Genomic DNA, 25993 nt, shown 5'->3' on the forward strand with positions numbered 1-25993 from the left:
CCCCTGCCAACATGGGAGCACACCATGAGCAAACCCCCGATAAGCTTTTACAACCTGGCCTGGCGTTGGCACTTTTATGCAGGACTTTTCGTCGCCCCGATCATGATCCTGCTGGCGATCACCGGAATCATCTACCTGTTCAAGCCACAACTTGACCCGCTGCTCTATCGCAACCTGATGGTGGTCGAGACCGGGCACCACAGACAAAGCGCCGACAGCTTGCTGCAGCACGTGCAACAGGCTTACCCCAAAGGCCAGGTAAGCCAGTATCTGCCGGCCATTGCTGCCGACCGTAGCGCGCAGTTCGTGGTCAAGGACGGCGGGCGCGAACTGAATGTCTTCATCAATCCCTACGACGGCCAATTGCTCGGCGAGCAAGATGCCAAGAACAACCTGCAGGCGGTTGCGCGGTCCCTGCATGGCGAGTTGATGGTCGGCACCATCGGCGATCGCGTGGTGGAGCTGGCCGCAGGCTGGGGCATCGTGCTGGTGGTCTCCGGCTTGTACCTCTGGTGGCCGCGCGGCAAGCGCACCGGCGGCGTGCTTTGGCCACGCCTGAATGCCCGCGGGCGCCTGCTATGGCGCGACCTGCATGCCGTCACCGGCTTCTGGGGCTCGGCCCTGTTGCTGTTGATGCTGCTCAGCGGCATGACCTGGACCGGCTTTTGGGGCGCCAAGTATGCCGATGTGTGGAACACCTTCCCCGCGGCAATGTGGAACGATGTACCGAAATCCGACCAGCAGGCCCGTGAGCTCAACAGCGCCACGCGCCAGACAGTGCCGTGGGCTGTTGAAAACACGCCCATGCCGCAGTCCGGCGCGCATGCCGAGCATGCCGGTCACGCCATGGCGATGAGTGCGCCTGCTGCACCGCAAGTCAGCCTGGAGCAAATCCAGAACCTGGCCAGCACACGCGCTGTCGAACCAGGCTACAGCATCACCTTGCCCACCAGCGCCGACGGCGTGTACACCATTGCCGTATTTGCCGACGATCCCCGCAACGATGCCACCCTGCATGTCGACCAGTACACCGGCAAGGTGTTGGTAGATGTGCGCTGGCAGGACTACAACAACGTTGCCCGCGCCACGGAACTCGGAGTGATGTTGCATGAGGGGAAAATGTTCGGCCCGCTCAATCAGATCATCATACTGCTGGTGTGCCTGATGATCCTGCTCGGCTCCGTCAGCGGCCTGGTGATGTGGTGGAAACGGCGCCCCGAGGCTGGCCTTGGGGTGCCACCCTTGCGTCATGACCTGCCACGCTGGAAGACCGCCACCGTGATCATGCTGATACTGGGTGCGGTGTTCCCATTGGTTGGAGGATCGATGCTGCTGGTGTGGTTGCTCGATCGGATGTGGCTGGTGCGAAGCGTGCAAGCAACTGCCCACTGAAACCGTTAATGCGCAGCGTCTGTGGGGCAGTGTCTTGAGTGGGCGCCAGCCTGTGGTCCGGATGGCATAACACCGGACCCGAGCTGTTAGCTGCTAACATGTGCGCCCGTTTACGACAGGATTGTCATGAGTACCCTGAGCATCAGCGACCTGCACTGGTCGCCGTTGGGCCACGGCCATTGCCATCATCAGTTCCAGCTTCGCGAGGTCAACCTGCGGGTCAACGCCGGTGAGTTCGTCGGTCTGATCGGCCCCAACGGCAGTGGCAAGACCAGCCTGTTGCGCTGTGCCTACCGCTTCAATAAACCCGAGCGCGGCCAGGTAAGGCTCGATGAGCACGATCTGTGGCGACAGTCGCCGCGATGGTGTGCCCAGCGCATCGCCGTGGTACTGCAGGAATTTCCCGATGCCTTCGGCCTGAACGTCGAAGAAGTGGTTGCCATGGGACGTACGCCGCACAAAGGCCTGTTCGATGGCGACAACGACGAAGATCGCCAGTTGGTGAAAACGGCGTTGCACGCCGTCGGCCTGGAAGGTTTTGACGACCACAGTTTTGCCAGCCTGTCGGGCGGCGAAAAGCAGCGCGTGATTCTGGCCCGGGCGTTGGTTCAGCAGCCACAGCTATTGATTCTCGATGAGCCAACCAACCATCTGGACCCTCGTTATCAGTTGGAGCTTTTGCAGCAAGTGCGCCGCCTGCGCATCGGTACCCTGGCGAGTATTCACGACCTGAACCTGGCCGCGGCTTTCTGTGACCGTCTGTATGTGCTCGACCACGGCCGAATCGTTGCCAGCGGCACGCCAAGCGAAGTGCTCACAACCGAACTACTGCACGAGGTCTTTGGTGTACAGGCCCTGATCGACCGCCACCCTCTCGCCGACCACCCACGCCTTACCTGGATAACCCAGCGATGATTCGAATCACCCTGCTCCTGCTGTTGGGCCTGCTGGCCAGTACCCGCGTTTTCGCCCAGGCCACCCAGTACCCGTTGACCGTGCAGAGCTGCAATCGCCAGGTCACCTTCAACAAGGCCCCTGAGCATGCCTTGAGCCATGACATCAATATGACGCAGATGATGCTCGCCCTCGGCCTGCGCCAACGCATGGTCGGTTACAGCGGTGTCAGTGGCTGGAAAGCCGTCACCCCTGAACTGCGCAAAGAGCTCGATGGATTGCCGGAGCTGGCCAGCAAGTATCCTTCGGTGGAGACCCTGCTCAACGCCAATGTCGATTTTCTCTTCGCCGGCTGGGACTACGGTATGCGTGTCGGTGGCGACCTCACCCCACAGACCCTGGCGCCCCTGGACATTGCGGTGTACGAACTGACGGAGTCCTGTGCCTTTGTCATGAAGCGCCCGCCAGCCAGCCTCGACGACACCTACACCGACTTGCGCAACCTGGGCAGAATCTTCGATGTGCAGGCGCGAGCCGAGCAGTTGATCGAGCAGATGCAGCAACGCATCGCCGTGGTGCAACAGCGCTTGCCCGCACAGCGCCCGCGCGTGTTTCTGTATGACAGTGGCGAAGACCGGGCCATGACCTCCGGGCGCCTGGGTATGCCCCAGGCACTGATCGAGGCTGCCGGTGGTCACAACGTGCTCGACGATATCGAAGCCAGCTGGACGCGGGTGAACTGGGAGAGCGTGGTCGAGCGCAACCCCGAAGTGATCGTCATCGTCGACTACGGCGAAATCAGTGCTGCACAGAAGCAGACCTTCCTCGAGCAGCACCCGGCATTACAGTCGGTGCAGGCGATCCGCGACAAGCGCTTCGTGGTCATTCCCTATGTGGCGGCCACGCCCAGCCTGGAAAACGTCGAGGCCATCGAAGCCATTGCCGCAGGCCTGCACGGCGCATGAATCGCTATCGGTTGCTGTTGCTCGCCCTGGTTGGCCTGCTGCTGGTGTCCTGCGTGGTATCCCTGGGCTTTGGCGCAGCGCCGGTGCCCGTCGAGGTGGTGTGGCGCGTACTGGCATTCAAGGTCTTTGGTATCGCCCCCGAAGTACCTGCCTGGAGCACAGGTCAGGAGCATATTGTCTGGCTCATTCGCGTACCACGCATGCTCCTCGCCGCGCTGGTCGGCGGTGGGTTGGCCATGATCGGCGCCGTATTACAAGCGGTGACTCGCAACCCATTGGCCGATCCGCATCTGCTCGGCGTCACGTCCGGCGCCACCCTCGGTGCGGTACTGGTGGTACTGCACATCGGTGAAGTGCTGGGTATGCTGACGCTGCCACTTGCAGCGTTCATCGGCGCCCTCTGCAGCATGCTGCTGGTGCTGGCGATAGCCAGCCGCGGCGGCCGGCTCGACAGCGACCGCCTGCTGCTGTGCGGCGTGGCGGTCGCGTTCGTGATGATGGCTATCGCCAACCTGCTGCTGTTTCTCGGCGACCACCGCGCCAGCTCCGCGGTCATGTTCTGGATGCTCGGCGGCCTGGGCCTGGCTCGCTGGGAGCTGCTGCCGATACCGGCGATCAGCGTATTGCTCGGCCTCACCCTGTTGCTGGGCATGGCCCGGGCGCTCAATGCACTGATGGCCGGCGAACAGACAGCGGTGACCCTCGGTTTGAATGCCCGATCGGTCCGTCTGGCAGCGTTTCTGATCTGCTCGCTGTTGACCGGTGTACTGGTGGCGATCAGCGGTTCCATCGGCTTTGTCGGCCTGATGATCCCGCATATTGCCCGGCGCCTGGTCGGTGCCGAACACACGCGCCTGCTACCGGTGTGTCTGTTGCTCGGCAGCCTGTTCCTGATCTGGGTCGATGTCGCCGCGCGCACGCTGATCTCGCCCGAGGACCTTCCCATCGGCATTGCCACCGCAGCTACCGGCGGTCTGTTTTTCATCGCCATGATGCGCAAGCGTTGACCGGCGTCAACCGCGCTTTGGTCTTGAGGCATATTGTCGCGGTCGCGCCAGGAAGGCGCGTGTTAGCCTAACGCGCACAAGAAATTGCACTGAACGGAATGCCTAGCCTATGACCGCGAATCTGTCCCCGCAACACCCCTCGCCTGATGCACACGAACACCTCGAACGCAGTCTCTCCAACCGTCATATCCAACTAATCGCCATCGGCGGCGCTATCGGCACCGGCCTGTTCATGGGCTCAGGCAAAACCATCAGTCTGGCTGGCCCGTCCATCATCTTCGTGTACATGATCATCGGCTTCATGCTGTTCTTCGTCATGCGCGCCATGGGCGAACTGCTGCTATCGAATCTGGAATACAAGTCGTTCATCGACTTCTCCGCCGACCTGCTCGGTCCCTGGGCGGGCTACTTCACCGGCTGGACCTACTGGTTCTGCTGGATCATTACCGGTATTGCCGACGTCATTGCCATCTCCGCCTACTCGCAGTTCTGGTTTCCCGATATTCCCCAGTGGGCGCCAGCGTTGGCCTGTGTCGGCCTGCTGCTGTCGCTGAACCTGATCACGGTGAAGATGTTCGGTGAAATCGAGTTCTGGTTCGCCATGATCAAGATCGTCGCCATCCTGGCCCTGGTCGGCACCGGTCTGTACATGGTGCTGGTGGGCTTCGAGTCGCCCGCCGGTCGCACCGCCGATCTGGCCAACCTGTGGAACGATGGTGGCATGTTTCCCCATGGCCTGATGGGTTTCTTCGCCGGCTTCCAGATTGCCGTGTTCGCCTTCGTCGGTATCGAACTGGTAGGCACCACTGCCGCCGAAGCGAAGAACCCGGAGCGCACGCTACCGCGCGCGATCAACTCGATTCCCGTGCGAATCATTATTTTCTACGTGCTCGCGCTGATCACCATCATGGTCGTTACCCCGTGGCGCGATGTGGTGCCGGGCAAGAGCCCGTTCGTAGAGTTGTTCGTTCTCGCGGGTCTGCCGGCGGCGGCGAGCGTCATCAACTTTGTGGTTCTGACCTCAGCGGCTTCATCGGCCAACAGCGGTGTGTTCTCAACCAGCCGTATGCTCTTTGGCCTGGCTCAACAAGGCGACGCACCACGTAGCTTCGAACACCTCTCCAGCCGCAAGGTGCCGGCCAACGGCCTGTACTTCTCCTGCACCTGCCTGCTCCTGGGTGCGGCGCTGATGTACGTGATTCCCGACTTGATCGAAGCCTTCACCCTGGTGACCACGGTGTCCGCGATTCTGTTCATGTTCGTCTGGACCCTGATCCTGTTGTCGTACCTGAGCTACCGCAAGAATCGCATGGCGCTGCACCTGGCCTCGAAGTACAAGATGCCTGGCGGGCGTTTCATGTCCGTCGTGTGCCTGGTGTTCTTCGCGTTCATCCTGGTGTTGTTGAGCCTTGAAAACGACACCCGTCAGGCGTTGATCGTCACGCCGCTATGGTTCCTACTGTTGGCAGTGACCTATCAGTTCGTGCGACGTAGTCGTCAGCAGCTGGAATCCCAGCAGAACTGATCCTCAAGCCAATTGCGCACCAACGCGGCGCAATCGGCTGCACCGCCTGTCGGATAAAGCCCCAGGCCGGTGCAGATTTTCGCCTTTCCATCTCCTGATGCCCGTGCCAGAGCCCTTGCAGGTTCCGGCACAGCCCTTGCTAAAGCTCTCTCTCGAAGTCGCCATCTGCCTTACCGCACATTCGAACTCATCGGAGAGAGCACTATGAAGCGTCGCAGTCTGATCAAGGCATTCACCCTCAGCGCGTCCATCGCAGCGATGGGGTTGAGCTGGAGTATCCAGGCCGCCGAGACCATCAAGGTCGGCATCCTGCATTCGCTGTCCGGGACCATGGCGATCTCCGAGACTTCACTCAAGGACATGGCCTTGATGACCATCGAGCAGATCAACGCCAAGGGTGGCGTCAACGGCAAGATGCTCGAGGCGGTGGTGGTCGATCCGGCGTCGAACTGGCCGCTGTTTGCCGAGAAAGGCCGCCAGTTGCTGACTCAGGACAAGGTCGCGGTGGTCTTCGGTTGCTGGACCTCGGTGTCGCGCAAATCGGTACTGCCGGTGTTCGAGGAGCTCAACGGCCTGCTGTTCTACCCCGTGCAGTACGAGGGTGAAGAAATGTCGCCCAACGTGTTCTACACCGGTGCTGCGCCTAATCAGCAGGCGATCCCGGCAGTGGAATACCTGATGAGCGAAGACGGCGGCGCGGCCAAGCGCTACTTCCTGCTCGGCACCGACTATGTCTACCCGCGCACCACCAACAAAATCCTGCGCGCCTTCCTGCACAGCAAAGGCGTAGCAGACAAGGACATCGAAGAGGTCTACACCCCCTTCGGCCACAGCGATTACCAGACCATTGTTGCCAATATCAAAAAATTCTCTGCAGGCGGCAAGACCGCAGTGATTTCCACGGTCAACGGCGACTCCAACGTGCCGTTCTACAAAGAGTTGGCCAACCAGGGCCTGAAAGCCACCGACGTGCCAGTGGTGGCCTTCTCGGTAGGTGAGGAAGAGTTGCGCGGCATCGATACCAAACCGTTGGTCGGGCATCTGGCCGCGTGGAACTACTTCGAGTCAGTGGAAAACCCGGTCAACAGCCAATTCGTCAGTGACTGGAAGGCCTACGCCAAGGCCAAGAATCTGCCGGGCGCCGACAAAGCGGTAACCAACGACCCAATGGAAGCCACTTACGTCGGCATCCACATGTGGGCCCAAGCGGTGGAAAAGGCCAAGTCCACTGACGTCGACAAGGTCCGCGAAGCCCTGGCCGGGCAAAGCTTCAAGGCCCCGTCGGGCTACACCCTGACCATGGACAAGACCAACCACCACCTGCACAAACCGGTGATGATCGGCGAAATCCAGGACGACGGTCAGTTCAATGTGGTCTGGGAAACCGAGCAGCCGCTGCGTGCGCAACCCTGGAGCCCGTTCATTCCCGGCAATGACAAGCGACCGGACTATGCGGTGAAGGGTAACTGAGCCAATCGCTGAGCACACCCGCTGCCACCGCGAACGCCTGTGGCAGCGGGCTTGCCCCGCGATAGCGCCCCCCACCCACACCACAAGGACATTGTCATGCCCAAGGCTCTCTGGTGCCTTTTCTTCGGTCTCTTGCTGCTGCCCTTCAGCGCCCAGGCCAGCGATGCCGACTATTTCGTTGCTGCCAAAGCCAACGAGCAGGCTCGCTTGCTTCAGGACTGGGCAGCGCAACCGGACCCTGCCCGGCTTGAACTGCTCACTCAACTGCAGCAAGGCCGCCTGAGCGCCACCGACACGCGCAAGCTGCGCCTTAACAACCGACTGCGCGGGCTTGTGGATAACGCCCTGGCCAGCCACCAACTGCTCAGCAATGACGCCCAGGTACGCCTGGCTGCCGCCCAGCAGTTGCAGAAAAGTGCGCAACCCGCACAGGTAGCGTTCCTCGACCGGCGTTTCGCCAGCGAAGCAGACGCCGCCGTACATGCCGCCCTCGGGCTGGCGCTGGCCAATCTGCAACTGGTTGCCGCCGACCCTGCCGTTCGCCTTGCGGCCGTGCGCCTGCTCGGTGAAACCGGCGACCCCATGGCCCGTACACGGCTTGAAGCCTTGCTCGAAGCGGGCGTAGAAAGCGACAGCAAGGTGCGCACCGCTGCCGAAACCAGCCTGGCCCAGGTCAAGCGCAAGTTGTTGATTGGCGAGTTGCTCGGCCAGGCTTTCAGTGGCCTGTCACTGGGCTCGATTCTGCTGCTGGCTGCCTTGGGGCTGGCGATCACCTTCGGCCTGCTCGGGGTGATCAACATGGCCCACGGTGAAATGCTGATGCTTGGTGCCTATGCCACCTACGTGGTGCAGGTTGTGCTGCAACGCTACGCGCCGAGCGCCATCGAGTTCTACCCGCTGATCGCCTTGCCCGTGGCCTTCTGCGTCAGTGCCGGCGTGGGCATGTTGCTGGAACGCACGGTGATCCGCCATCTATATGGGCGACCTTTGGAAACCCTGTTGGCTACCTGGGGTATCAGCCTGATCCTGATCCAGGCCATACGCCTGTTGTTCGGCGCGCAAAACGTCGAAGTGGCCAATCCTGGCTGGCTCTCTGGCGGAATTCAGGTGCTGCCCAATCTTGTCCTGCCCTACAGCCGCTTGGTGATCATCGGCTTCGCCCTGTTCGTGGTGTTGCTGACCTGGCTGCTGCTCAACCGCACGCGCCTGGGCCTGAACGTGCGCGCCGTCACCCAGAACCGCAACATGGCGGCCTGCTGCGGCGTACCCACCGGGCGCGTGGACATGCTCGCGTTTGGCCTGGGATCCGGCATTGCCGGGCTTGGGGGGGTTGCCCTGAGCCAGGTTGGCAACGTCGGCCCGGACCTCGGCCAGAGCTACATCATCGACTCTTTCCTGGTGGTGGTACTTGGGGGCGTCGGCCAACTGGCAGGCAGCCTCTGGGCGGCATTCGGCCTGGGAATCGCCAACAAACTGCTGGAGCCGCAGATCGGTGCTGTGCTCGGCAAGATCCTCATCCTTGCGCTGATCATTCTGTTCATCCAGAAACGCCCGCAAGGTCTCTTCGCACTCAAGGGACGGGTAATCGACTGATGAACCAGCCTCTGCTTGTTATCGCCAGCCAGAAGGCCGGCGCGCGTTGGACCCTGGCGGTTGGCGCTATGGTCCTGTCGGTATTGCTGGCCTTGCCGTTGCTGTCGTTGCTGCCCGAGGGGCACAGCCTGCAGGTGTCGGCCTACACCCTGACGCTGGTCGGCAAGATCCTCTGCTACGCCATTGTTGCCCTGGCACTTGATCTGGTATGGGGCTATGCCGGCATGCTTTCACTGGGCCACGGCCTGTTCTTTGCCCTTGGCGGCTATGCGATGGGCATGTACCTGATGCGCGAAGCCGCGGGTGATGGCTTGCCAGCATTCATGACCTTCTTGTCCTGGACCGAACTGCCCTGGTATTGGGCGGGCACCCAGCACTTTGCCTGGGCCTTGTGCCTGGTGGTGCTGGCGCCTGGTTTGCTGGCGTTGGTGTTTGGCTTCTTCGCCTTCCGCTCGCGCATCAAGGGGGTGTACTTCTCGATCATGACCCAGGCCCTGACGTTCGCCGGCATGTTGCTGTTCTTTCGCAACGAAACCGGCTTCGGTGGCAACAATGGCTTCACCAACTTTCGCAGTATTCTCGGTTTTCAGATCACCGCGCAAAGCACCCGCGCGGTGCTGTTCCTGCTGACTGTCGCATTACTGGTACTGAGCCTTTACCTGGGCTGGCGCCTGGCGCGAAGCAAGTTCGGCCGGGTGCTGACCGCGCTACGCGATGCCGAAAACCGCTTGATGTTCTGTGGCTACGATCCACGGGGATTCAAGCTGTTTGTCTGGGTACTCAGCGCCGTGCTCTGTGGCTTGGCTGGGGCGCTGTATGTGCCGCAGGTAGGCATTATCAACCCCAGCGAGATGTCGCCGACCAACTCCATCGAGGCTGCGGTGTGGGTGGCCCTGGGCGGTCGCGGCACCCTGATCGGCCCGCTGCTGGGCGCAGGTCTGGTCAACGGCATGAAGAGCTGGTTCACCGTGGCGTTCCCCGAGTACTGGCTGTTCTGCCTGGGGGCGCTGTTCATTCTGGTCACCCTGTACCTGCCCAAAGGGGTGGTCGGGCTGTTGAAGAAACGAGGTGAACAATGAGAGCGATACCCCTGCCGCCAGTCCATCTGGAATTCATGCTCGAACCGGTCCTTGGTGCAGGTAGCGGGCGCGAGGCCATCGGTCTTGGGCAAGCGCGAGGCGAAGGTCTGGATACACGGCACGGCACCGTCCTGACCCTTGAGGACATCAGTGTCAGCTTCGACGGTTTCAAGGCACTCAACGCCCTGAATCTGTACATCGGCGTCGGTGAGTTGCGCTGCATCATTGGCCCCAACGGCGCCGGTAAAACCACGCTGATGGATGTGATTACCGGCAAGACCCGGCCAACAACAGGCATGGCCTGGTTTGGCGAAACCCTGGATCTGACCCGCATGAGCGAAGTGCAGATCGCCAAGGCCGGTATTGGCCGCAAGTTCCAGAAGCCCACGGTGTTCGAAGCCTTGAGTGTGTTCGAGAACCTGGAGCTGGCGCAGAAGGCTGACAAGTCGGTAATGGCGAGCCTGCTCGCACGCTTGAACGGCGAGCAGAAGGACCGTATCGACGAAGTCCTGCACACCATTCGCCTGCACACCTCAGCTCAGCGCCCGGCCGGCTTGCTCTCGCATGGCCAAAAGCAATTTCTGGAAATCGGCATGCTGTTGATGCAGGACCCGCAACTGCTGCTGCTCGACGAGCCAGTGGCGGGCATGACCGACGCCGAAACCGAGTTTACCGCCGAACTGTTCAAGGGCCTGGCGGGCAAGCATTCGCTGATGGTGGTGGAACACGACATGGGCTTTGTCGGCAGCATTGCCGACCATGTCACGGTGCTGCATCAAGGCAGCGTGCTGGCCGAAGGCTCGCTTGAGCAGGTGCAGGCAGATGATCGGGTGATCGAGGTTTATCTGGGGCGCTGATTTGACCCTATCGCGGGGCAAGGACAACTACATGCTGAAAATTGACTCTCTGCACCAATATTACGGTGGCAGCCATATTCTTCGCGGCCTGTCGTTCGAGGCCAAGGTGGGTGAGGTCACCTGCCTGCTGGGTCGCAACGGTGTTGGCAAGACCACGTTGCTGCGCTGCCTGATGGGCCTGCTGCCCACCCGCGAAGGCAGCGTGCACTGGGAAGGCAAGACCATCACCGCACTCAAGCCACACCAGCGCGTGCAGGCCGGGATTGCCTATGTACCTCAGGGCCGGGAGATTTTTCCGCGTTTGAGCGTTGAAGAAAACCTGCTGATGGGGCTGTCGCGCTTCGGCGCCAGTCAGGCCAAAAGCGTCCCGCCATTCATCTATGAGCTGTTCCCCGTCCTGCTGCAAATGAAGCACCGCCGTGGTGGGGACTTATCGGGTGGCCAGCAACAGCAACTGGCAATCGGCCGCGCCCTGGCCAGCAAGCCCCGTTTACTGATCCTCGATGAGCCTACAGAAGGTATCCAACCCTCGGTCATCAAGGAGATCGGTGCGGTTATCAGTAAGCTGGCCGCCCGAGGGGACATGGCCATCCTGCTGGTCGAGCAGTTCTACGACTTTGCCGCCGAGCTGGCTGACCAGTACCTGGTGATGTCCCGGGGCGAAATTGTTCAGGCCGGACGCGGCGAAAACATGGCGGCCGAAGGTGTACGCGGCCTGGTAACCATTTAACCTGAACACTATTTTGCAAACGTCCGAGAAGCTGCCATGACTTATCTGATTCGTGACGCCGGAACTGCCGATCTGCCGGGCATTCGCGACATCTACAACGACGCCGTGCTCAACACCACGGCGATCTGGAATGAACAACCCGTTGATCTAGCCAATCGCCAGGCCTGGTTCAATGCCCGCCGGGCCCAGCACTTCCCGATTCTGGTGGCGGCGGACAGCATCAGTGATGAAGTGCTCGGCTATGCTTCATTCGGTGACTGGCGACCCTTTGAAGGCTTTCGCCATACGGTCGAACACTCGGTTTATATCCGCAACGATCAACGCGGCAACGGCCTGGGCCCCAAGCTGATGGTGGCACTGATCGAGCGCGCCCGAGCGTGCGACAAGCATGTGATGGTCGCTGCCATCGAGAGCGGTAACGCGGCCTCGATCCGTGTGCACGAGCGCCTGGGTTTTACCCTGAACGGGCAAATGCCACAGGTGGGCGTCAAGTTCGGGCGCTGGCTCGACCTGACCTTTATGCAGTTGATCCTCAACCCCGGCGCCTCCCCACGCGCATTGGAGTGAAGCTTTATGAATGCAGCGCACCTCAATCGTGTCACCCATGAAAGCTTTACTCACTACCGCGACGGTTTGGTGACGTTGTTGCTTGATGCCGTACGCCACGGCGCTTCGGTAGGCTTTCTGGAACACATTGATGCGCAGCAGGCCAACAGCTACCTCGATGAAGTCAAACAGCGCATGATCAGCGGTGAGCTTCTGCTTTGGGTTGTCAGCAACAACCAGGAAGTATTGGGCAGTGTGCAGTTGGGGTTGTGCCAGAAGCTCAACGGCCTGAACCGCGCCGAGGTGCAAAAGTTACTGGTGCATAACTCGGCCCGGCGCCGGGGGTTGGGGCAGCAGTTGATGCAGGCGCTGGAAGCCTCGGCACGGCAGAAGCAGCGCGGCTTGCTGTACCTCGATACCGAGGCTGGCTCGGGGGCCGAGGCCTTCTATCAGTCGCTTGGCTATACCAAAGCCGGGGAAATTCCCCAGTACGCCTGCAGCCCAGACGGCACCTATCGGCCCACAGCCCTGTATTACAAATTACTCTAAGGAATCACGGGGCAAATCCGCCCCCACCCAATGGTGAGATCGCCTTTCAGTCTTGTACAAACCTGCCCAGGCGCTGTTTGAGCATGCTGTTCTCACTGCGCAGTTGCTGAACCTCTTCCAGCAACTCCAGGGCCAGGGCCACCCCTTCCCACTCAAGCTCAAGCTCGCGCTGCAGTTTCGCCGCGCGTTTGGCCAACACCGCGGCCTGATCGTCAAACAACCACTCTTCCGGCGTTCGCCCGGAAGGTTCAACAATGCCGTGTTCGACGATTTCGATCACATAGGCCGCCGGTAGATCGGCTTCCCGACAAAGGGTCTGCATGTCCAGTTGAACGACCAGGGTACTGCGCATGATCAGTTACTCCATTGAGTCCTCGGATTGAACGCTGCCTTTTGCGCCAACTTGCTCCACAACTCGCGGGTTGCGTCGTCGCTCTGGCTAGGCATTACCACTTTCAACTGCGCGTAGAGATCACCACGCTCGCCCTGCTTGTTCGCCAGGCCCATGCCCTTGACGCGCAGGCGTTGGCCGCTCTGACTGTCCGGACGAATGGTCAGGTTGATCTTGCCGGTCAGCGTCGGTACCGCCACCTTGGTGCCAAGCGCGGCTTCCCAGGGTGCCAGAGGCACGGTGATGATCAGGTCATGACCTTCGACATCGAACAGCGGGTGCGGTGCCATGCGAACGGTCAGGAACAGGTCGCCGTTGGCGCCGCCGCCAATACCCGAAGCACCCTGGCCCTTGAGGCGAATTTTCTCGCCGTCGGTTACACCGGCCGGAATTTTCACGTTCAGGGTCTTGGTGGTGAAACCGGTACGCTGGCCATGGGCGTTGTACTGCGGAACCTGGAAGCTGATTTGCTTGGATTCGCCGGACAGGGTTTCCTCAAGGAAAATCGCCAGTTCCATTTCCACGTCTTGCCCTCGCCGACCGGCGCTACGTTGCTGGCCGCGGCCAAAAGGATTGCCGTTGCCGCCACGTGCACCGAAGATCGAGCTGAAGAAGTCGGAAAAGTCGCCCCCTTCGAATCCGCCCGAACTGCGGTTTTCCCAGCCCGGCGGCCCCTGAAACGGACGGCCATGCTGACCGTACTTGCGCAGCTCGTCGTACTCGGCGCGTTTTTCCGGGTTGCTCAAGGCCTCATAGGCCTCGTTGGCTTCCTTGAATTTTTCTTCGGCGTCGCGTTCTTTGCTGACGTCGGGGTGATACTTGCGCGCAAGCTTGCGGTAGGCGGTCTTGATCGCCTTGTCATCCGCAGTGGGCTCTACGCCAAGTATTTTGTAATAGTCTTTGAAGTCCATCTAAGGAATCACCATCAGTTGTTCAATGCTTCTGAAGATTGGGGTCAAGCATAGCCTTTCAAGGCACCCTTGGGTTTGCTGTAAAGCAGATAATCGGTCTTGATTCTGCTGGCCACTGGCATAAACTGCGCGGCCGTTTTTCCCCCGGAAGTACAACCCATGAGTGACGCATCCCCGGCCCGTGCCTGCGGCATCGACTTTGGCACCTCCAATTCCACCGTCGGCTGGCATCGCCCTGGCGAGGAATCGTTGATCGCCCTGGAAGACGGCAAGATCACCCTGCCGTCGGTAGTGTTCTTCAATATCGAGGAGCGCCGCCCGGCCTACGGCCGGCTTGCCCTGCACGAATACCTCGAAGGTTATGAAGGCCGTCTGATGCGCTCGCTCAAGAGCCTGCTGGGCTCCAAGCTGATCAAGCACGACACCAGCGTGCTTGGCACCGCACTGCCGTTCAAGGACCTGCTGGGCATGTTCATCGGCGAACTGAAGAAGCGCGCCGAAGCCAACGCTGGCCGAACTTTCGATGAAGTCGTGCTTGGCCGCCCGGTACATTTTGTCGATGACGACCAGGCTGCCGACCAAGAAGCCGAAGATACCCTCGCGGAAGTTGCGAAGAAAATCGGCTTCAAAGAAGTGTCATTCCAATATGAACCGATTGCCGCAGCGTTCGACTATGAGTCGAGCATTCAGGGTGAAGAGCTGGTATTGATCGTCGACATCGGCGGTGGTACCTCGGATTTCTCTCTGGTACGCCTGGCCCCTGAGCGCCATATGATCGATGACCGTCAAAGTGACATTCTAGCCACGGGCGGCGTACACATCGGCGGTACCGACTTCGATAAGCAACTGAGCCTGCAAGGCGTGATGCCGCTGTTCGGCTACGGCAGCCGGATGAAAAGCGGCGCGTTCATGCCCACCAGTCACCACATGAACCTGGCCACCTGGCACACGATCAACTCGGTCTATTCGCAAAAATCCCAGCTGGCGCTGGGCAGCATGCGCTATGACATCGAAGACACCAATGGTATCGACCGCCTGTTCAAACTGATCGAACAGCGTGCCGGCCACTGGCTGGCCATGGAAGTGGAAGAAACCAAGATCGAGCTGACCCATACCGACAGCCGCCTGGTAGACCTCAAGCGCGTCGAGGCCGGACTGAGCGTGGACCTGTCCCGCGCACTGTTCGAGGCCTCTATCGATAACCTGCTCGAGCGGGTTCGCGGCAGTGTCAGCGAGCTGCTGAGCAAGGCTGGCGTTGGTGTCGCCCAAGTGGATACGGTGTTCTTTACTGGCGGCTCCAGCGGCATTCCGGCGTTGCGCCAGAGTGTGGCGGCCATGCTGCCCAATGCACGCCATGTTGAAGGCAATATCTTTGGCAGCATCGGCAGCGGTCTGGCAATTGAGGCGCGTAAACGCTACGGCTGATGGTTTTTCGTACAAGCCCACTCCACCGGACTCTCCCGGCAGGAGCGGGCTTGCCCCGTGAGCAACGCCTTACACCAGCTCAGCCTGCCTCAGCTCACTCTTGAGGTAGGCATAGTAGATCGGCCCCGCCACCACTCCCGGCAACCCGAACGCCGCCTCACATACCAGCATCGCCAAGAGCAGTTCCCACGACTTGGCGCTGATCTGCCCACCGACAATCCGTGCGTTGAGAAAATACTCGACCTTGTGGATAACAATCAGATAGCCCAGCGCCGCCATGGCCACCCAGATCGACAACGACAAACCGACGATAGTGATCAAGGTGTTGGAGATCAGATTACCGATCACCGGTAGCAAGCCCAGTAGGAACGTCAGCACAATCAGGGTTTTGGTCAGCGGCAGGTGCACATCGAACATCGGCAACACCACCGCCAGGAAGATCCCGGTGAAAAAGGTGTTGAGCAGGGAAATCTTTATCTGCGCGAAAACGATATTGCGAAACGCCTGCACCAGCAGCGCCAGGCGATTGAACAGCGCCGCGGCCAGCGGTTTACGACGGGAGATATCAGGCAGACGCTGCAACGCCACAATTGCGCCAAGGATCATCCCGATCAACAAGGTGACGAACATATGCGCAGCGCCCTTGCCCACCAGTTGCAACTCTCCCAGGTGGGTCTTGAGCCATACACCGATAGCCACCTTGAACTCCGCTGCGCTGGCGGGCAAGTAGGCATCAACGAAGGGCGGCAACTGTCCGCGAGCCTGATCCACCAGCAGCATGAACTTGTCCAGCGATGCGCCAGGATTCTCGGCCTCGTGCAGCAAAAAGCTGATCGCGCCGGCAAACAGCAACGACAGGGTGCTGACCACCAGGGTGCCGAGCAACGCCACCGCCAACCAGCGCGCACGCTCTCCAGCAATCAAATGCTGCAACTTGGGGGTGAGCATATTGACCAGCTCGAACACCAGCAGGCCCGCCAACAGGCTGGGCAACAACTTGAGCGGAAGCACCAGCAGCAGGCCGGCGAAAACGATGATCCAACTGGCCATTTTGATCTGGCGCGGGGTAAAGGTCATACAACCTCAAAGGGCAACTGCAGGGAAAGGCGCAGTCTGCCAGCCTTCACCGGGCAGGCATAGTGGCAGTACGAGCCTGACGTCGATATTGCTCTGGCGTGCAGTTGGCATGACGCTGGAACATGGCAATAAACGCCGAGGGGCTGCTGTAGCCCAGGTCATAGGCAATCTGCTGGATCGGCAGGTTCTGCTCCAGCGCGTCGATCGCCCGAAGAAAGCGCAGACGCAAACGCCACTCGCCAAAGCTGATGCCCAACTCACGCAAAAATTGACGCGCCAAGGTGCGTTCACTGACATGGACACTGGCGGCCCAATCGGCCAATGGCCGGTTGTCCGCAGGAGCAGCCTGCAACGCCTGGAGAATGCCATCCAGGCCGGCACTGCGAGCGAAGGGCAGAAAGCAGGTTTGGGTGGGTGCCTGGCGCAGTTGATCGACCAGCACCTGAGCCAGTCGCCGATCCGCGTCATCCTCGGGAATATTGACGTCACGCCGGGCAAAGTCGCCGAGGATGGCCTTGAGGATCTCGCTGATGACCAGTGTGCACGGCTGCGCCGGCAATGCCTGACACAGCGCACGATCCAGGTACACCGAGCGGTAGACGATGGCCTGGGGGTTGTAGCAACTGTGTTCAGTGCCTGGTGGCACCCAGACTGCATAGTGCGGCGGCGAGACAAAACGCTGCCCGTCTATTTCCAGGTGCATGATGCCGTGGGCGGTGTAATTGAGTTGCCCCCAGTCATGACGATGCGCAGGGCCATGAGTATCGGCGCCGAACTCGTCGTAGCGGAAATAGACCGGTGCCGGTAAGGCGGTGAATGTAGGGATATTGACGTATTTGCGCGACATGTTGTCTGGATCAATGGGCCGGTTGTCTGGATACAAGTATAAGCAACAGAACAGACACATGGATAATAGTGTCCTGTACCCATACGAGTTTCTGCGACATGAATTATGCGTTTCCGCTGTTGGCTATCCTGATCTGGGCCGGCAACACCGTGATCACCAAAATGTCGGCCGGGGCCATTTTTCCCGCCGAAATCGGTTTCTATCGCTGGCTGCTGGCCGGGCTGTTGTTCACGCCCTTCCTGCTGAGGCCGATGCTGCGCAACTGGGCGCACATCCGCCCGAACCTGGGCAAGATCTTCATTCTCGGCGTGCTGGGTATGGCGGTGTACCAGAGCCTGGCCTATTTCGCCGCCGCCGTAACCAGTGCGACCAACATGGGCATCATCCTCTCGTTGATGCCGCTGATGTCCCTGGCAATGGCCATCATCAGTCTGGGCCTGCGCTTGACCTTCGGCGCCTTGATCGGGGCGGTGGTGTCTTTTATCGGCGTGTTGGTCGTGGTGTCAGGCGGCGACCTGGGATTGCTCCTGCAACATGGCCTTAACAGCGGCGATGCGCTGATGCTGATCGCCACGCTGGCCTATGCGCTATACAGCACCTTACTGAAGAAATGGCAGCTACGGCTTGCGCCACTGCTCTTGCTGTACCTGCAGGTACTGGTGGCGATCATTGTGCTGTTCCCGCTGTTTCTGTTCTCGGAAAAGACCGGTCTGGGCACCGGCAACATAGGGTTGGTGCTGTACGCCTGCGTGCTCGCCTCGATGGTTGCACCACTGGCCTGGATGCAAGCCGTTACCCGCCTGGGGCCAAGCCGCACCACGCTGTTTTTCAACCTGCTGCCGGCAATCACGGCGGTGATCGCGGCCTTGGTATTGAATGAACAGCTAGCGCTGTATCACCTGGTCGGCGGCCTGATGACCCTGGCCGGCGTAATCCTTGCCGAACGCTGGAAAACCCCAGTGCGTCCGGTTCCCGCTACAACCCGGCAGCCTTGAGTCGCGCCGCATGCTCGGTGAACAGCCTTAGCGGATCGGCGCCCTTGCCTACCGCGCCCAATGACTGATTGACGATATCCAGGTGGTCGAGCGGGTAGTCATCGCCGATCACCTGGCCCAGGTGCGAGCTGTAGCGCCCGACCATGCCATCGCACTGTCCGGACTCGCGCACGAAGGTGCGCGCAAACAAGCGACAGAATCGGTTGCTGCCATCCAGGCGGTTCAAGCCCTTGTCAGTCAAACCGGGCTGCAACGTCCCGGACCAGGAGTAATAACGCACGCCGTTGACTTCGGCCGCCCCCTCTGCGCCCCACGTGCTGGGCAAACCCTGTGGATAAGACTGATTGAACACGGCAACGCCAGCGCAGGTCAGGGCATGGTGCGAAGCGCGCACATCGATGGGCAACCGGGGGCCGCGCCAGCCGGTTTCGAGCCAGCCCATCAGGATCCCGAGTGCATGCAGCAAGGCCTTGAGCAAACGCCCTCGGGCGCTGTCGGCGGGGTAATGTTCCAACACATAGTCAGCCAGCTCCGAGCCGTGGTTGGGGCCGGCAATGGAGGTCACCGAAGCCACCCATTGCGGTCGTTTGGCCGCCGCATAGCGGGCGGTAAGTGCGCCCTGACTGTGGCCGAGCAAATTGACCTTGTCGGCCCCCGTACGGCGCCGAATGTCTTCAATGATCTGCAGCAACTGCTCACCGCGCACCTCGGTGGAATTGAGCGGTGATACCTGAATAGCGAAGACCTTGGCGCCGCCCCGGCGCAGCGCTGAAACGATACCGAACCAGTAGGGGTACAGCAGCAGTCGAACAAAGCCGAGCATGCCCGGTACCAGCACCAGTGGATAACGCGTGGCGAGCCCTTGGGCCATGACTGCAATCCCCGTTCCGTGGAAAGTCGCCCAACACTACAGGCACTTCAATGGCAATCGCAATCGAACTCCAGACGCTCGCTGTGGTTCCAACCCTGTAGACCTTCAGCAAGGAGCATGACCATGTACAAACAGACCCTGGCAATCCTTCTGGCCACCACAGCCCTGACTGCGTGCGGCAGCCGTCCGGAAAATCCCGTCGACTACGTCACCTACCGTGACGCACCCCTGGTGAAACAAGTGCAGGACGGCATGACCATGCAACGGGTCATTGCCATTGGCGGCAGCCCTTCCACGGTGATCGACCTGCCTCATGGTGGCACCTGCAACAACTACATCCTCAACCATGAAGGCAAGCAACAGGCCTACTACGTGCGCTTTGATGCCACCGGGCATGTCGACGACAAGGGTTTCAAGACCTGCGAACAACGTCAGCAAGATGACGACGCCGTCGAGAAGGCCAAAGCCAAGGTATAAAACTCTCAACGCATTGCTTGCTCTAACCTTGCGCAGGCAATGCGCCTACAGAGCGTGAAGCAATCCGTTTTCAGCCTGGAGATGACAATGAGCACCGTTGAACTGACCGATGTGAAAACCTTGCGCGAACGTGCGCGCCAGCATGTCGAACAAGGCGCCGTGACCGAAGGCTACAGCGCCGACCGAGAAAAAATCCTGCGCCTGCTCAATGAGTCGCTGGCCACCGAGTGGGTCTGCGCATTGCGCTACAAACGGCACTACTACATGGCCAGCGGGATCAAGGCCAGCGTAGCCGCTGACGAGTTTCTCGAACACGCCACCCAGGAACTCGAGCATGCCGACAAGCTAGCTGAACGCATCGTGCAGTTGGGCGGCGAGCCGGACCTCAACCCCGACAACTTGAGTAAAAACTCCCATGCCCAATACGTTGCCGGCAGCAATCTCAAGGAAATGGTCCTCGAGGACCTGATTGCCGAACGGATCGCCATCGACAGCTACCGCGAAATCATCCAGTACATTGGGGAATCCGACCCAACGACCCGACGCATCTTCGAAGACATCCTGGCGCAGGAAGAAGAACACGCCGACGACATGGCGGACCTGCTCAAAGGGCTTTGAACCTTACCCGCTCCCAGCAAGCAGGGCTTGCTCCATCGCTGAGCAAGCCCTCCCCCATCGGCGACACCTCCTGGACTTTTTAACCCGCTTTGACCGATCGCGGTGCCTTGCCCGACTTCATTTGCTCCAGCAACGGCGTGCACTGATTGGGCACATCGCCACCCGGCGCCACCAACGCCAGCAAGCCCGCCGCCGGGCCGACCGCCAGCCCCAGCGCTACCATACCCGCGCCGCGCAAGGCCAACGGCACCGCCTGTACACCTGCGCTTGGTTTGGCAAAAGGCCCGCGCACATACAGGGGCGAGCGCAATGAAAACAGCCGCAAGCCCTTGGACTCGGGATTGATTTTCAGATCCAGCTGTTCACTGGCAAAGTTGGCCGTTCCGTCGATATAGATGATCGCGTTCTCAGTATCGAATACGAACAGCCGAGTGGTCGCCAAGCCGTCCTTGATCCCGAAGTCGGCTGCCGCGCAGTTGATCTTCACTTCCTTGTCACCGAACAATTGCCCCACCACATAGTTGCCAACATTAAGCCCGGCAATTTCCATCAAGCCGCGGCTGATCGCACCATCGTTGATGAGCATCTTCAGCTCACCATTTGAGGTTGCCAGCAACTTCGCCACCGAGTTGCCCCGTCCGCTCAAGTCCGCATCGCCATTGAGCTGGCCGAAGCTGGTCTTCATCGGCTCGAAAGTCGGGAACAACTGCTTGAGCTTGAAGCCTCTGGCACTGAGTTTGGCCCGCCCCTGCAAAGGAACTGCACGTCCATCGAGACGTATCTGCGCATCGAGCTTGCCGCCTGCCACACCAAAGCGCAGCGGCTCCAGGCGCAGCACGCCATCGTCAAGTACAAAGTGACTGGAGAGATCAGTGAAGGGCAAATCCTCGCTGTGAACGATCCGTTTGCCGCTGAAGGTCACGTCGGCATCCATGGTCCGCCAACGCTCGGTACGAAATTCCTCGACCGGCAGCACCTTGCCCGCAGGTTGTTTGCTGGCCCCGCCCCGCGCCTTTTGCTCAGCGTTGGAGTCTGCACCGATCAGCGGTGCAAGGTCCTTGAACAGCAATTGATTGGAAACAAGGTTGCCACTGAGTTTGGGCCGTGGCTGTCTGGAGGCGAAGGTGAGGTCGCCGTGAATATCACTGTCACCGATCTTGCCGTTGAAGCCTTGATAGCGAAACAGCGCCCCCCCAGGCTCATGTAGTTTGGCCGTCAGATGCCCATCAGTGGAATAAGGCGGCGAATCCGGCAGGGTTACACCGGTAAGCGGATAGAGATTACCCAGGCTGGCACCCGAAAGGCGCAGACGCAGGTCCAGCCCGCCGAGGTTACGCGGATCCGTCAGGGTACCGGCAAGGGCTACCCGGGTATCGGCAATCTGTATGTCGGCCTGCAAAGGGAACGGCTGACTGGCGTCCTGCAACGCCAGCAGCCCGCCAATCTTGCCAGAGCCGGAAAGCGCCTGGCCCTTGTAACGTCCCTTGGCCTTGAGACCGAATGCATAGTCCTGGGCATTGCCAGCTTTCTGCGCCGAGGCCTTACCAACGATATCGCTGAAAGGTATGGGCTTGCCGAGCGGGTCAATCTGCACATCCAGGGTCGTTTTCAGCGTTTGGTCATCAAGGCTTACCTGGCCCTTGTCGAAACCAATGGCGCCGATATCCAGCACCCACGGCGACGGTTCGGCATTCTCATCCTTGGGGCCGAAGTCGAAGGTCCAGTTGGCGCGCCCATCTGCCAGGCGTTTCAGGCTGGCTGTGGGTTGGTTCAAATCGATACGCGGAATCACGATACGCTGGAACAGCAACGGCAGGGGCGACAAGCGAAACTCGACACGTTTGAGGCCAACCATTTGCGGCTCCTTGAGCCACTGCGGGTTACCCAACGTCAAGTCGTCCGCGATGAAGCGCGGCCACGGTACCCAAGCTCGCCACCCCCCCTCCTCAGGCTCGCGCTGCCAACGTACAGCGAGGTTGCCGTTAATGGCGAAGGGCCTGTGCAGTGCCTCCGAGACCTTGGCATTGAGGGTCGGCTTGATCCGGTTCCAGTCGAATGTGGCAATGACGATCACCACAAGTGCGAGGACCAGTAGCAAGCTGGCGAGGGTCCAGGTAAGGATTTTCACGGGGCGCGTCATTGCATGATTCTCCTGACGACCACCAGACAAAAGGTGGGCGTTTTGATGGCACTTAAACTATGGGACTGATGAAAACCCCAGGGGTTTAAATTGACGACGAAAAAACAGGTTTTTCCCTCGGTCACTCATCAATGAACGCCGCAATCAATCTCGCCAGCAGCACCTGCGAACTCTCTCGATAGCCCTGTAAAGACTGTGCTAGAGCCATCGCTGCAAAACATCAATTCGGTTGATTGTTACCATTATCTTTATGAACTTTTATCTGCCGCCCCCGGGCGTAGCATTGGCTCCGTACTCACTTTCCAGCCCCACCTAGGAGCACCGAACAATGAAACGCCAATTGCTGCTGAGCCTTTCCCTGTCCATCCTGGCTGCCAATGCTTTCGCCATCCCAGCCAGCGAACAAAGCCTGACCGCTGAATCACGTAGCAGTACTACGGTCATCTCGCAACCGCTGAACACCCTGGCCGAAGGCGGTTCCGATCGTCTGTTGGAACGCAACAATCGCGTCGCCGAAGGTGGCTCGGATCGTCTCCTGGAGCGCAATAACCGCGTCGCCGAAGGTGGCTCGGATCGTCTCCTGGAGCGCAACAACCGCGTCGCCGAAGGTGGCTCGGATCGTCTGCTGGAGCGCAACGTGCGTGTTGCTGAAGGTGGCTCTGATCGCCTGATCGAAAAAAACCAACGCGTGAGCTAACGCCCATGCCAGAAAACAAGAGTTACCAGCCTTGCAACGGTTCCCCTCCCAGCCCGGTCAACTGACCGGGCTTTGTTTTCCTGGCGCAGGCTATTAGAGTGCAGGGCTGTTTCACTGCCAGCCGATACTCGCCATGCTGCCGCGCGCCGAACAAAAACTACAGACCCGCCAAGCCCTACTGGATGCCGCCCGCCAACTGATGGAAAGTGGCCGGGGTTTCGGCAGTATCAGCCTGCGTGAAGTGAGCAAGTGCGCGGGTATCGTGCCAACAGGCTTCTACCGCCACTTTACCGACATGGACCAGCTCGGCCTGGCCCTGGTAAACGAAGTCGGCGAAACCTTTCGCCAGACCATCCGCCTGGTGCGCCACAATGAGATCGAACTCGGTGGTATCACCGACGCCTCGGTGCGGATCTTCCTCGATGTGGTGGCCGCTAACCGTGCACAGTTTCTATTCCTGGCGCGCGAGCAATACGGCGGCTCACAGCCTGTGCGCCAGGCGATCGCCACGTTGCGCGACGGCATCAGCTCGGACCTGGCCACTGACCTTGCCCGCATGCCGCGCTGGCAACACCTGGATAACGACGCCCTTTCGGTCATAGCCGACCTGGTGGTGAAAACCGTGTTTGCGACCTTGCCAGAGCTGATCGACGAGCCCGCCGACGGCAGCGCACAGTCGCTGAGCGCCCAGGACAAGATCACCCAACAGTTGCGCTTCATCTTTGTCGGTGCCAAGCATTGGCAAGGGCTCGGCACGCCAATCTGATGGCCGTTTCCTGCTAACATGCGCGCAAACGCACTGATCGCGACGACACTTCTCCATGCCCGACCTTCGTACTGCCCAGCCTGAACTGCCTGCCCTGTTTGAACAGGTGCAAACGCACTTTACCCAGCGCATTGTGCCGCTCTGGCAAGGTCCGGGCTGGAATGCAGAAATGGCGCTGCCTTTCGAAGCCCTCGATCCCCAGCATCAGCCCCTGCCAGTGCAGCGATACCGGGCCATGGCCTGTGCGCGCCAGCTGTACCTGTTCAGCAGCCGGATCGAACAGCCTGGTGCCCGCGAGCGTGCTGGCGCGCTGTTTCGCTCGCTGCAACGGCACTTCCACGATGCCGAGCATGGCGGCTGGTTCTACAGCATCGATGCCCAGGGTAAACCGCTGGATCGGCGCAAAGACCTTTATACCCACGCCTTCATCATTTTTGCCTGCGCTCATTACTGGGGACAGGTTCGTGAACAATTGGTCGAGTCCACGCTCAATGCTGCCCTGAGCATCGTCGCTGAGCGTTTCGGCCGTGATGATGGGCTGTATGAAGCCAGTCTTGATGAGGACTGGTCGGATCTGCATAGCGGTCCGCTTCAGAACCCACTGATGCACCTGGCCGAAGCGTTTCTTGCCACATTGGCCGTGCGCGACGATGCGGCGGTGCAGAGCGCGTTGCAAAACCTGGCGGCTGCCATGCAAACGCACTTCGTCGATCCTGATCATGGGGTGATGTTGGAAAAGCCTCGCGGCGCTGTGGACAACTGGTTCGAGCCAGGGCACCAGTTCGAATGGTTCTATCTACTCGAGTCTTCGCCACTATTGCGTGGTGGCGAGCTGCACGCGTCCCTCGACCGCGCATTTGCCTACGCCGAACAATACGGGGTGAAAGGTACGGCGGTCTTGTCCATGCTCGGCAGCGAGGGCCAGCTCCGCGATGCCACCCAGCGCATCTGGGCTCAAGCCGAGTACCTGCGGGCCTTGGCCCTGCGCTGTAACAGTGCCGACAAGGTGCTCACCCAGCTCCTAGCGCTACAACGCGACTTCCTGCATGCCGGTGGCTGGCACGAGTGCCGCGATGCCAATGGTGCTGTCAGCCGCAGCGATATGCCGTCGACCACGCCTTATCATCTGGCCACCTGCCTGCAGGGGCTTGAGCAGCAGATTTGATGCGATCGCGGGACGCGTCCCGCGATACCTTCCTCAGGCCTTCCCCGACCTGTCGATTGCAAACCCGGCCAAAGTCTGACGCACCGGCATCAGCTCAATGCTGTTGATGTTGATGTGCGCCGGCTGATTGAGAATCCAAAAGATAGTCTCGGCAATATCCTGCGGCTGGATCGCTTCGATGCCAGCGTAAGTGGCGTCATAGCGCGCCTGGTCGCCGCCGAAACGCACCAATGAGAATTCGCTTTCGCACATTCCCGGCTCAATGTTGCTCACGCGCACGCCCGTGCCTTGCAGGTCACAGCGCAGGCTCGAGGAAAACTGAGCGACAAAGGCCTTGGTACCGCCGTAGACATGGCTGCCAGGGTACGGATAAGTGCCCGCCACCGACCCCACGTTCAAAATGGTGGCGCCACGGCCATGCGCGATCAAACGTGGCAGCAACAAGCGGGTGCTGTACATCAAGCCCTTGATATTGGTGTCGACCATGGTGTCCCAGTCGTCCAGGTCGCACTTGGGAGCAGGTTCGGCCCCCAGCGCCAGGCCTGCGTTGTTGATCAGCCCGCGTAGTTTGGCGAACGATGGCGGCAAATTGGCAATCGCCTCCTCCATGGCCCCACGGTCCCGTACATCCAGGACCAGGCCATGCACTTCAGTCTTTTTCGCAAGCTCTTCACATAGCGCGTCCAGGCGCTCCTGACGGCGACCAGTCAACACCAGCGACCAACCTGCTTCGGCGAATCGACGGGCACAGGCTTCGCCGAAACCTGAGGTCGCGCCAGTGATGAATAGAGTGGAAGTCATCGGTTACTCCTTGCAAAGTCAGTATCACGGAGCGGCAGAATGCCCGGCGGCAACCTTGCCAGCAAGCGCACATCTTCTGTACAAAAAACAACCAAAAACATCAACACCTTGATCTACAAGGGCTGTAGCAAGCTTTACTCACCTTATCCACAGTCTCTTGCACAAAATCCGGGGGCAACTTTTCCTCGGCATTGCTGGCCTGATG

Annotated in this window: 26 protein-coding genes; 19 read left to right on the forward strand and 7 right to left on the reverse strand. The window is 60.1% G+C overall.

All coding sequences use genetic code 11. The annotated features are described in order from the left end of the window. Positions 1-24: 24 nt before the first annotated feature. From D3Z90_RS23970 to D3Z90_RS24025, 12 genes are all read left to right on the forward strand, one after another. Complete coding sequence (locus D3Z90_RS23970) at positions 25-1392, forward strand: PepSY domain-containing protein (protein WP_136478358.1); 1368 nt, start codon at positions 25-27, stop codon at positions 1390-1392. Positions 1393-1518: 126 nt separating this feature from the next. Beyond that, a complete protein-coding gene (locus tag D3Z90_RS23975) occupies positions 1519-2307 on the forward strand; it encodes an ABC transporter ATP-binding protein (protein WP_136478359.1) in 789 nt (262 codons plus the stop codon). Further along, on the forward strand, positions 2304-3251 hold the full coding sequence (locus tag D3Z90_RS23980; RefSeq protein WP_136478360.1) for an ABC transporter substrate-binding protein: 948 nt from the start codon (positions 2304-2306) through the stop codon (positions 3249-3251). Before D3Z90_RS23975 ends, D3Z90_RS23980 begins: the two co-directional genes overlap by 4 nt. Then, positions 3248-4258, forward strand: a complete 1011-nt coding sequence (locus tag D3Z90_RS23985; RefSeq protein ID WP_136478361.1) for an iron ABC transporter permease — start codon at positions 3248-3250, stop codon at positions 4256-4258. The genes D3Z90_RS23980 and D3Z90_RS23985 overlap by 4 nt, the downstream gene beginning before the upstream one ends. A 109-nt stretch (positions 4259-4367) precedes the next feature. Beyond that, the gene (gene cycA / locus D3Z90_RS23990) at positions 4368-5783 is read left to right on the forward strand and encodes a D-serine/D-alanine/glycine transporter (protein WP_136478362.1); all 1416 of its coding nucleotides are present in this window, start codon (positions 4368-4370) and stop codon (positions 5781-5783) included. A gap of 204 nt (positions 5784-5987) precedes the next feature. After that, positions 5988-7253 carry an urea ABC transporter substrate-binding protein gene (gene urtA / locus D3Z90_RS23995; RefSeq protein ID WP_136478363.1) on the forward strand — a complete coding sequence of 422 codons (1266 nt, stop codon included), beginning with the start codon at positions 5988-5990 and terminating at the stop codon, positions 7251-7253. A 96-nt stretch (positions 7254-7349) separates the two neighbouring features. After that, positions 7350-8846 (forward strand): urea ABC transporter permease subunit UrtB, encoded by a 1497-nt coding sequence (gene urtB / locus D3Z90_RS24000; RefSeq protein ID WP_136478364.1) that lies wholly within the window; start codon positions 7350-7352, stop codon positions 8844-8846. Next, entirely contained in the window at positions 8846-9925 is a 1080-nt protein-coding gene (urtC, locus tag D3Z90_RS24005) for an urea ABC transporter permease subunit UrtC (protein WP_136478365.1), read from the forward strand. The genes urtB and urtC overlap by 1 nt, the downstream gene beginning before the upstream one ends. Beyond that, the gene (gene urtD / locus D3Z90_RS24010; protein WP_371922236.1) at positions 9922-10782 is read left to right on the forward strand and encodes an urea ABC transporter ATP-binding protein UrtD; all 861 of its coding nucleotides are present in this window, start codon (positions 9922-9924) and stop codon (positions 10780-10782) included. The genes urtC and urtD overlap by 4 nt, the downstream gene beginning before the upstream one ends. A 31-nt stretch (positions 10783-10813) precedes the next feature. Beyond that, positions 10814-11512 carry an urea ABC transporter ATP-binding subunit UrtE gene (urtE, locus tag D3Z90_RS24015; protein WP_136478366.1) on the forward strand — a complete coding sequence of 233 codons (699 nt, stop codon included), beginning with the start codon at positions 10814-10816 and terminating at the stop codon, positions 11510-11512. Positions 11513-11548: 36 nt separating this feature from the next. Continuing rightward, positions 11549-12079: a GNAT family N-acetyltransferase gene (locus tag D3Z90_RS24020; RefSeq protein WP_136478367.1), complete on the forward strand. Its 531-nt coding sequence runs from the start codon at positions 11549-11551 to the stop codon at positions 12077-12079. 6 nt (positions 12080-12085) lie between these two features. After that, entirely contained in the window at positions 12086-12607 is a 522-nt protein-coding gene (locus D3Z90_RS24025) for a GNAT family N-acetyltransferase (RefSeq protein WP_136478368.1), read from the forward strand. A gap of 46 nt (positions 12608-12653) precedes the next feature. Here D3Z90_RS24025 and D3Z90_RS24030 read toward each other — a convergent pair whose 3' ends face one another. Both D3Z90_RS24030 and cbpA read right to left on the reverse strand, forming a co-directional pair. Next, entirely contained in the window at positions 12654-12959 is a 306-nt protein-coding gene (locus D3Z90_RS24030; protein ID WP_136478369.1) for a chaperone modulator CbpM, read from the reverse strand. A gap of 2 nt (positions 12960-12961) precedes the next feature. Continuing rightward, positions 12962-13909 (reverse strand): curved DNA-binding protein, encoded by a 948-nt coding sequence (cbpA, locus tag D3Z90_RS24035; RefSeq protein WP_136478370.1) that lies wholly within the window; start codon positions 13907-13909, stop codon positions 12962-12964. A 159-nt stretch (positions 13910-14068) separates the two neighbouring features. Between cbpA and D3Z90_RS24040 the strand changes: the two genes are divergently transcribed. Continuing rightward, positions 14069-15334, forward strand: a complete 1266-nt coding sequence (locus D3Z90_RS24040) for an Hsp70 family protein (RefSeq protein WP_136478371.1) — start codon at positions 14069-14071, stop codon at positions 15332-15334. Positions 15335-15403: 69 nt separating this feature from the next. Here the strand turns inward: D3Z90_RS24040 and D3Z90_RS24045 are convergent, their stop codons facing one another. After that, complete coding sequence (locus D3Z90_RS24045; protein ID WP_136478372.1) at positions 15404-16411, reverse strand: AI-2E family transporter; 1008 nt, start codon at positions 16409-16411, stop codon at positions 15404-15406. 46 nt (positions 16412-16457) lie between these two features. Further along, complete coding sequence (locus tag D3Z90_RS24050; RefSeq protein ID WP_136478373.1) at positions 16458-17258, reverse strand: helix-turn-helix domain-containing protein; 801 nt, start codon at positions 17256-17258, stop codon at positions 16458-16460. A 98-nt stretch (positions 17259-17356) separates the two neighbouring features. On the opposite strand from D3Z90_RS24050, the gene D3Z90_RS24055 reads away from it, so the two are divergent. Beyond that, positions 17357-18253: a DMT family transporter gene (locus tag D3Z90_RS24055; protein ID WP_136478374.1), complete on the forward strand. Its 897-nt coding sequence runs from the start codon at positions 17357-17359 to the stop codon at positions 18251-18253. Here D3Z90_RS24055 and D3Z90_RS24060 read toward each other — a convergent pair. Next, the gene (locus D3Z90_RS24060) at positions 18234-19124 is read right to left on the reverse strand and encodes a triacylglycerol lipase (protein ID WP_136478375.1); all 891 of its coding nucleotides are present in this window, start codon (positions 19122-19124) and stop codon (positions 18234-18236) included. The two genes, D3Z90_RS24055 and D3Z90_RS24060, sit on opposite strands and share 20 nt — an antisense overlap. 123 nt (positions 19125-19247) lie before the next feature. On the opposite strand from D3Z90_RS24060, the gene osmE reads away from it, so the two are divergent. Together osmE and D3Z90_RS24070 are read left to right on the forward strand one after the other, a co-directional pair. Next, complete coding sequence (gene osmE, locus D3Z90_RS24065; protein WP_136478376.1) at positions 19248-19601, forward strand: osmotically-inducible lipoprotein OsmE; 354 nt, start codon at positions 19248-19250, stop codon at positions 19599-19601. Between the two features lie 87 nt (positions 19602-19688). Continuing rightward, positions 19689-20219 carry a bacterioferritin gene (locus D3Z90_RS24070; RefSeq protein ID WP_136478377.1) on the forward strand — a complete coding sequence of 177 codons (531 nt, stop codon included), beginning with the start codon at positions 19689-19691 and terminating at the stop codon, positions 20217-20219. 79 nt (positions 20220-20298) lie between these two features. Here the strand turns inward: D3Z90_RS24070 and D3Z90_RS24075 are convergent, their stop codons facing one another. Next, positions 20299-22359, reverse strand: a complete 2061-nt coding sequence (locus tag D3Z90_RS24075) for an AsmA family protein (RefSeq protein ID WP_136478378.1) — start codon at positions 22357-22359, stop codon at positions 20299-20301. A 328-nt stretch (positions 22360-22687) separates the two neighbouring features. Here D3Z90_RS24075 and D3Z90_RS24080 point away from each other — a divergent pair, with 328 nt between their 5' ends. The 3 genes from D3Z90_RS24080 to D3Z90_RS24090 all read left to right on the forward strand — a co-directional run bounded on the left by D3Z90_RS24080 (position 22688) and on the right by D3Z90_RS24090 (position 24987). Continuing rightward, on the forward strand, positions 22688-23056 hold the full coding sequence (locus tag D3Z90_RS24080) for a hypothetical protein (RefSeq protein ID WP_136478379.1): 369 nt from the start codon (positions 22688-22690) through the stop codon (positions 23054-23056). 133 nt (positions 23057-23189) lie between these two features. Then, on the forward strand, positions 23190-23822 hold the full coding sequence (locus D3Z90_RS24085; protein WP_136478380.1) for a TetR family transcriptional regulator: 633 nt from the start codon (positions 23190-23192) through the stop codon (positions 23820-23822). Between the two features lie 55 nt (positions 23823-23877). Further along, on the forward strand, positions 23878-24987 hold the full coding sequence (locus D3Z90_RS24090; RefSeq protein WP_136478381.1) for an AGE family epimerase/isomerase: 1110 nt from the start codon (positions 23878-23880) through the stop codon (positions 24985-24987). 33 nt (positions 24988-25020) lie between these two features. Here the strand turns inward: D3Z90_RS24090 and D3Z90_RS24095 are convergent, their stop codons facing one another. Next, positions 25021-25788 (reverse strand): SDR family oxidoreductase, encoded by a 768-nt coding sequence (locus D3Z90_RS24095; RefSeq protein WP_136478382.1) that lies wholly within the window; start codon positions 25786-25788, stop codon positions 25021-25023. Positions 25789-25993: the final 205 nt, after the last annotated feature.

This window comes from Pseudomonas sp. DG56-2 (genome assembly GCF_004803755.1).
GTDB lineage: Bacteria > Pseudomonadota > Gammaproteobacteria > Pseudomonadales > Pseudomonadaceae > Aquipseudomonas > Aquipseudomonas auratipiscis.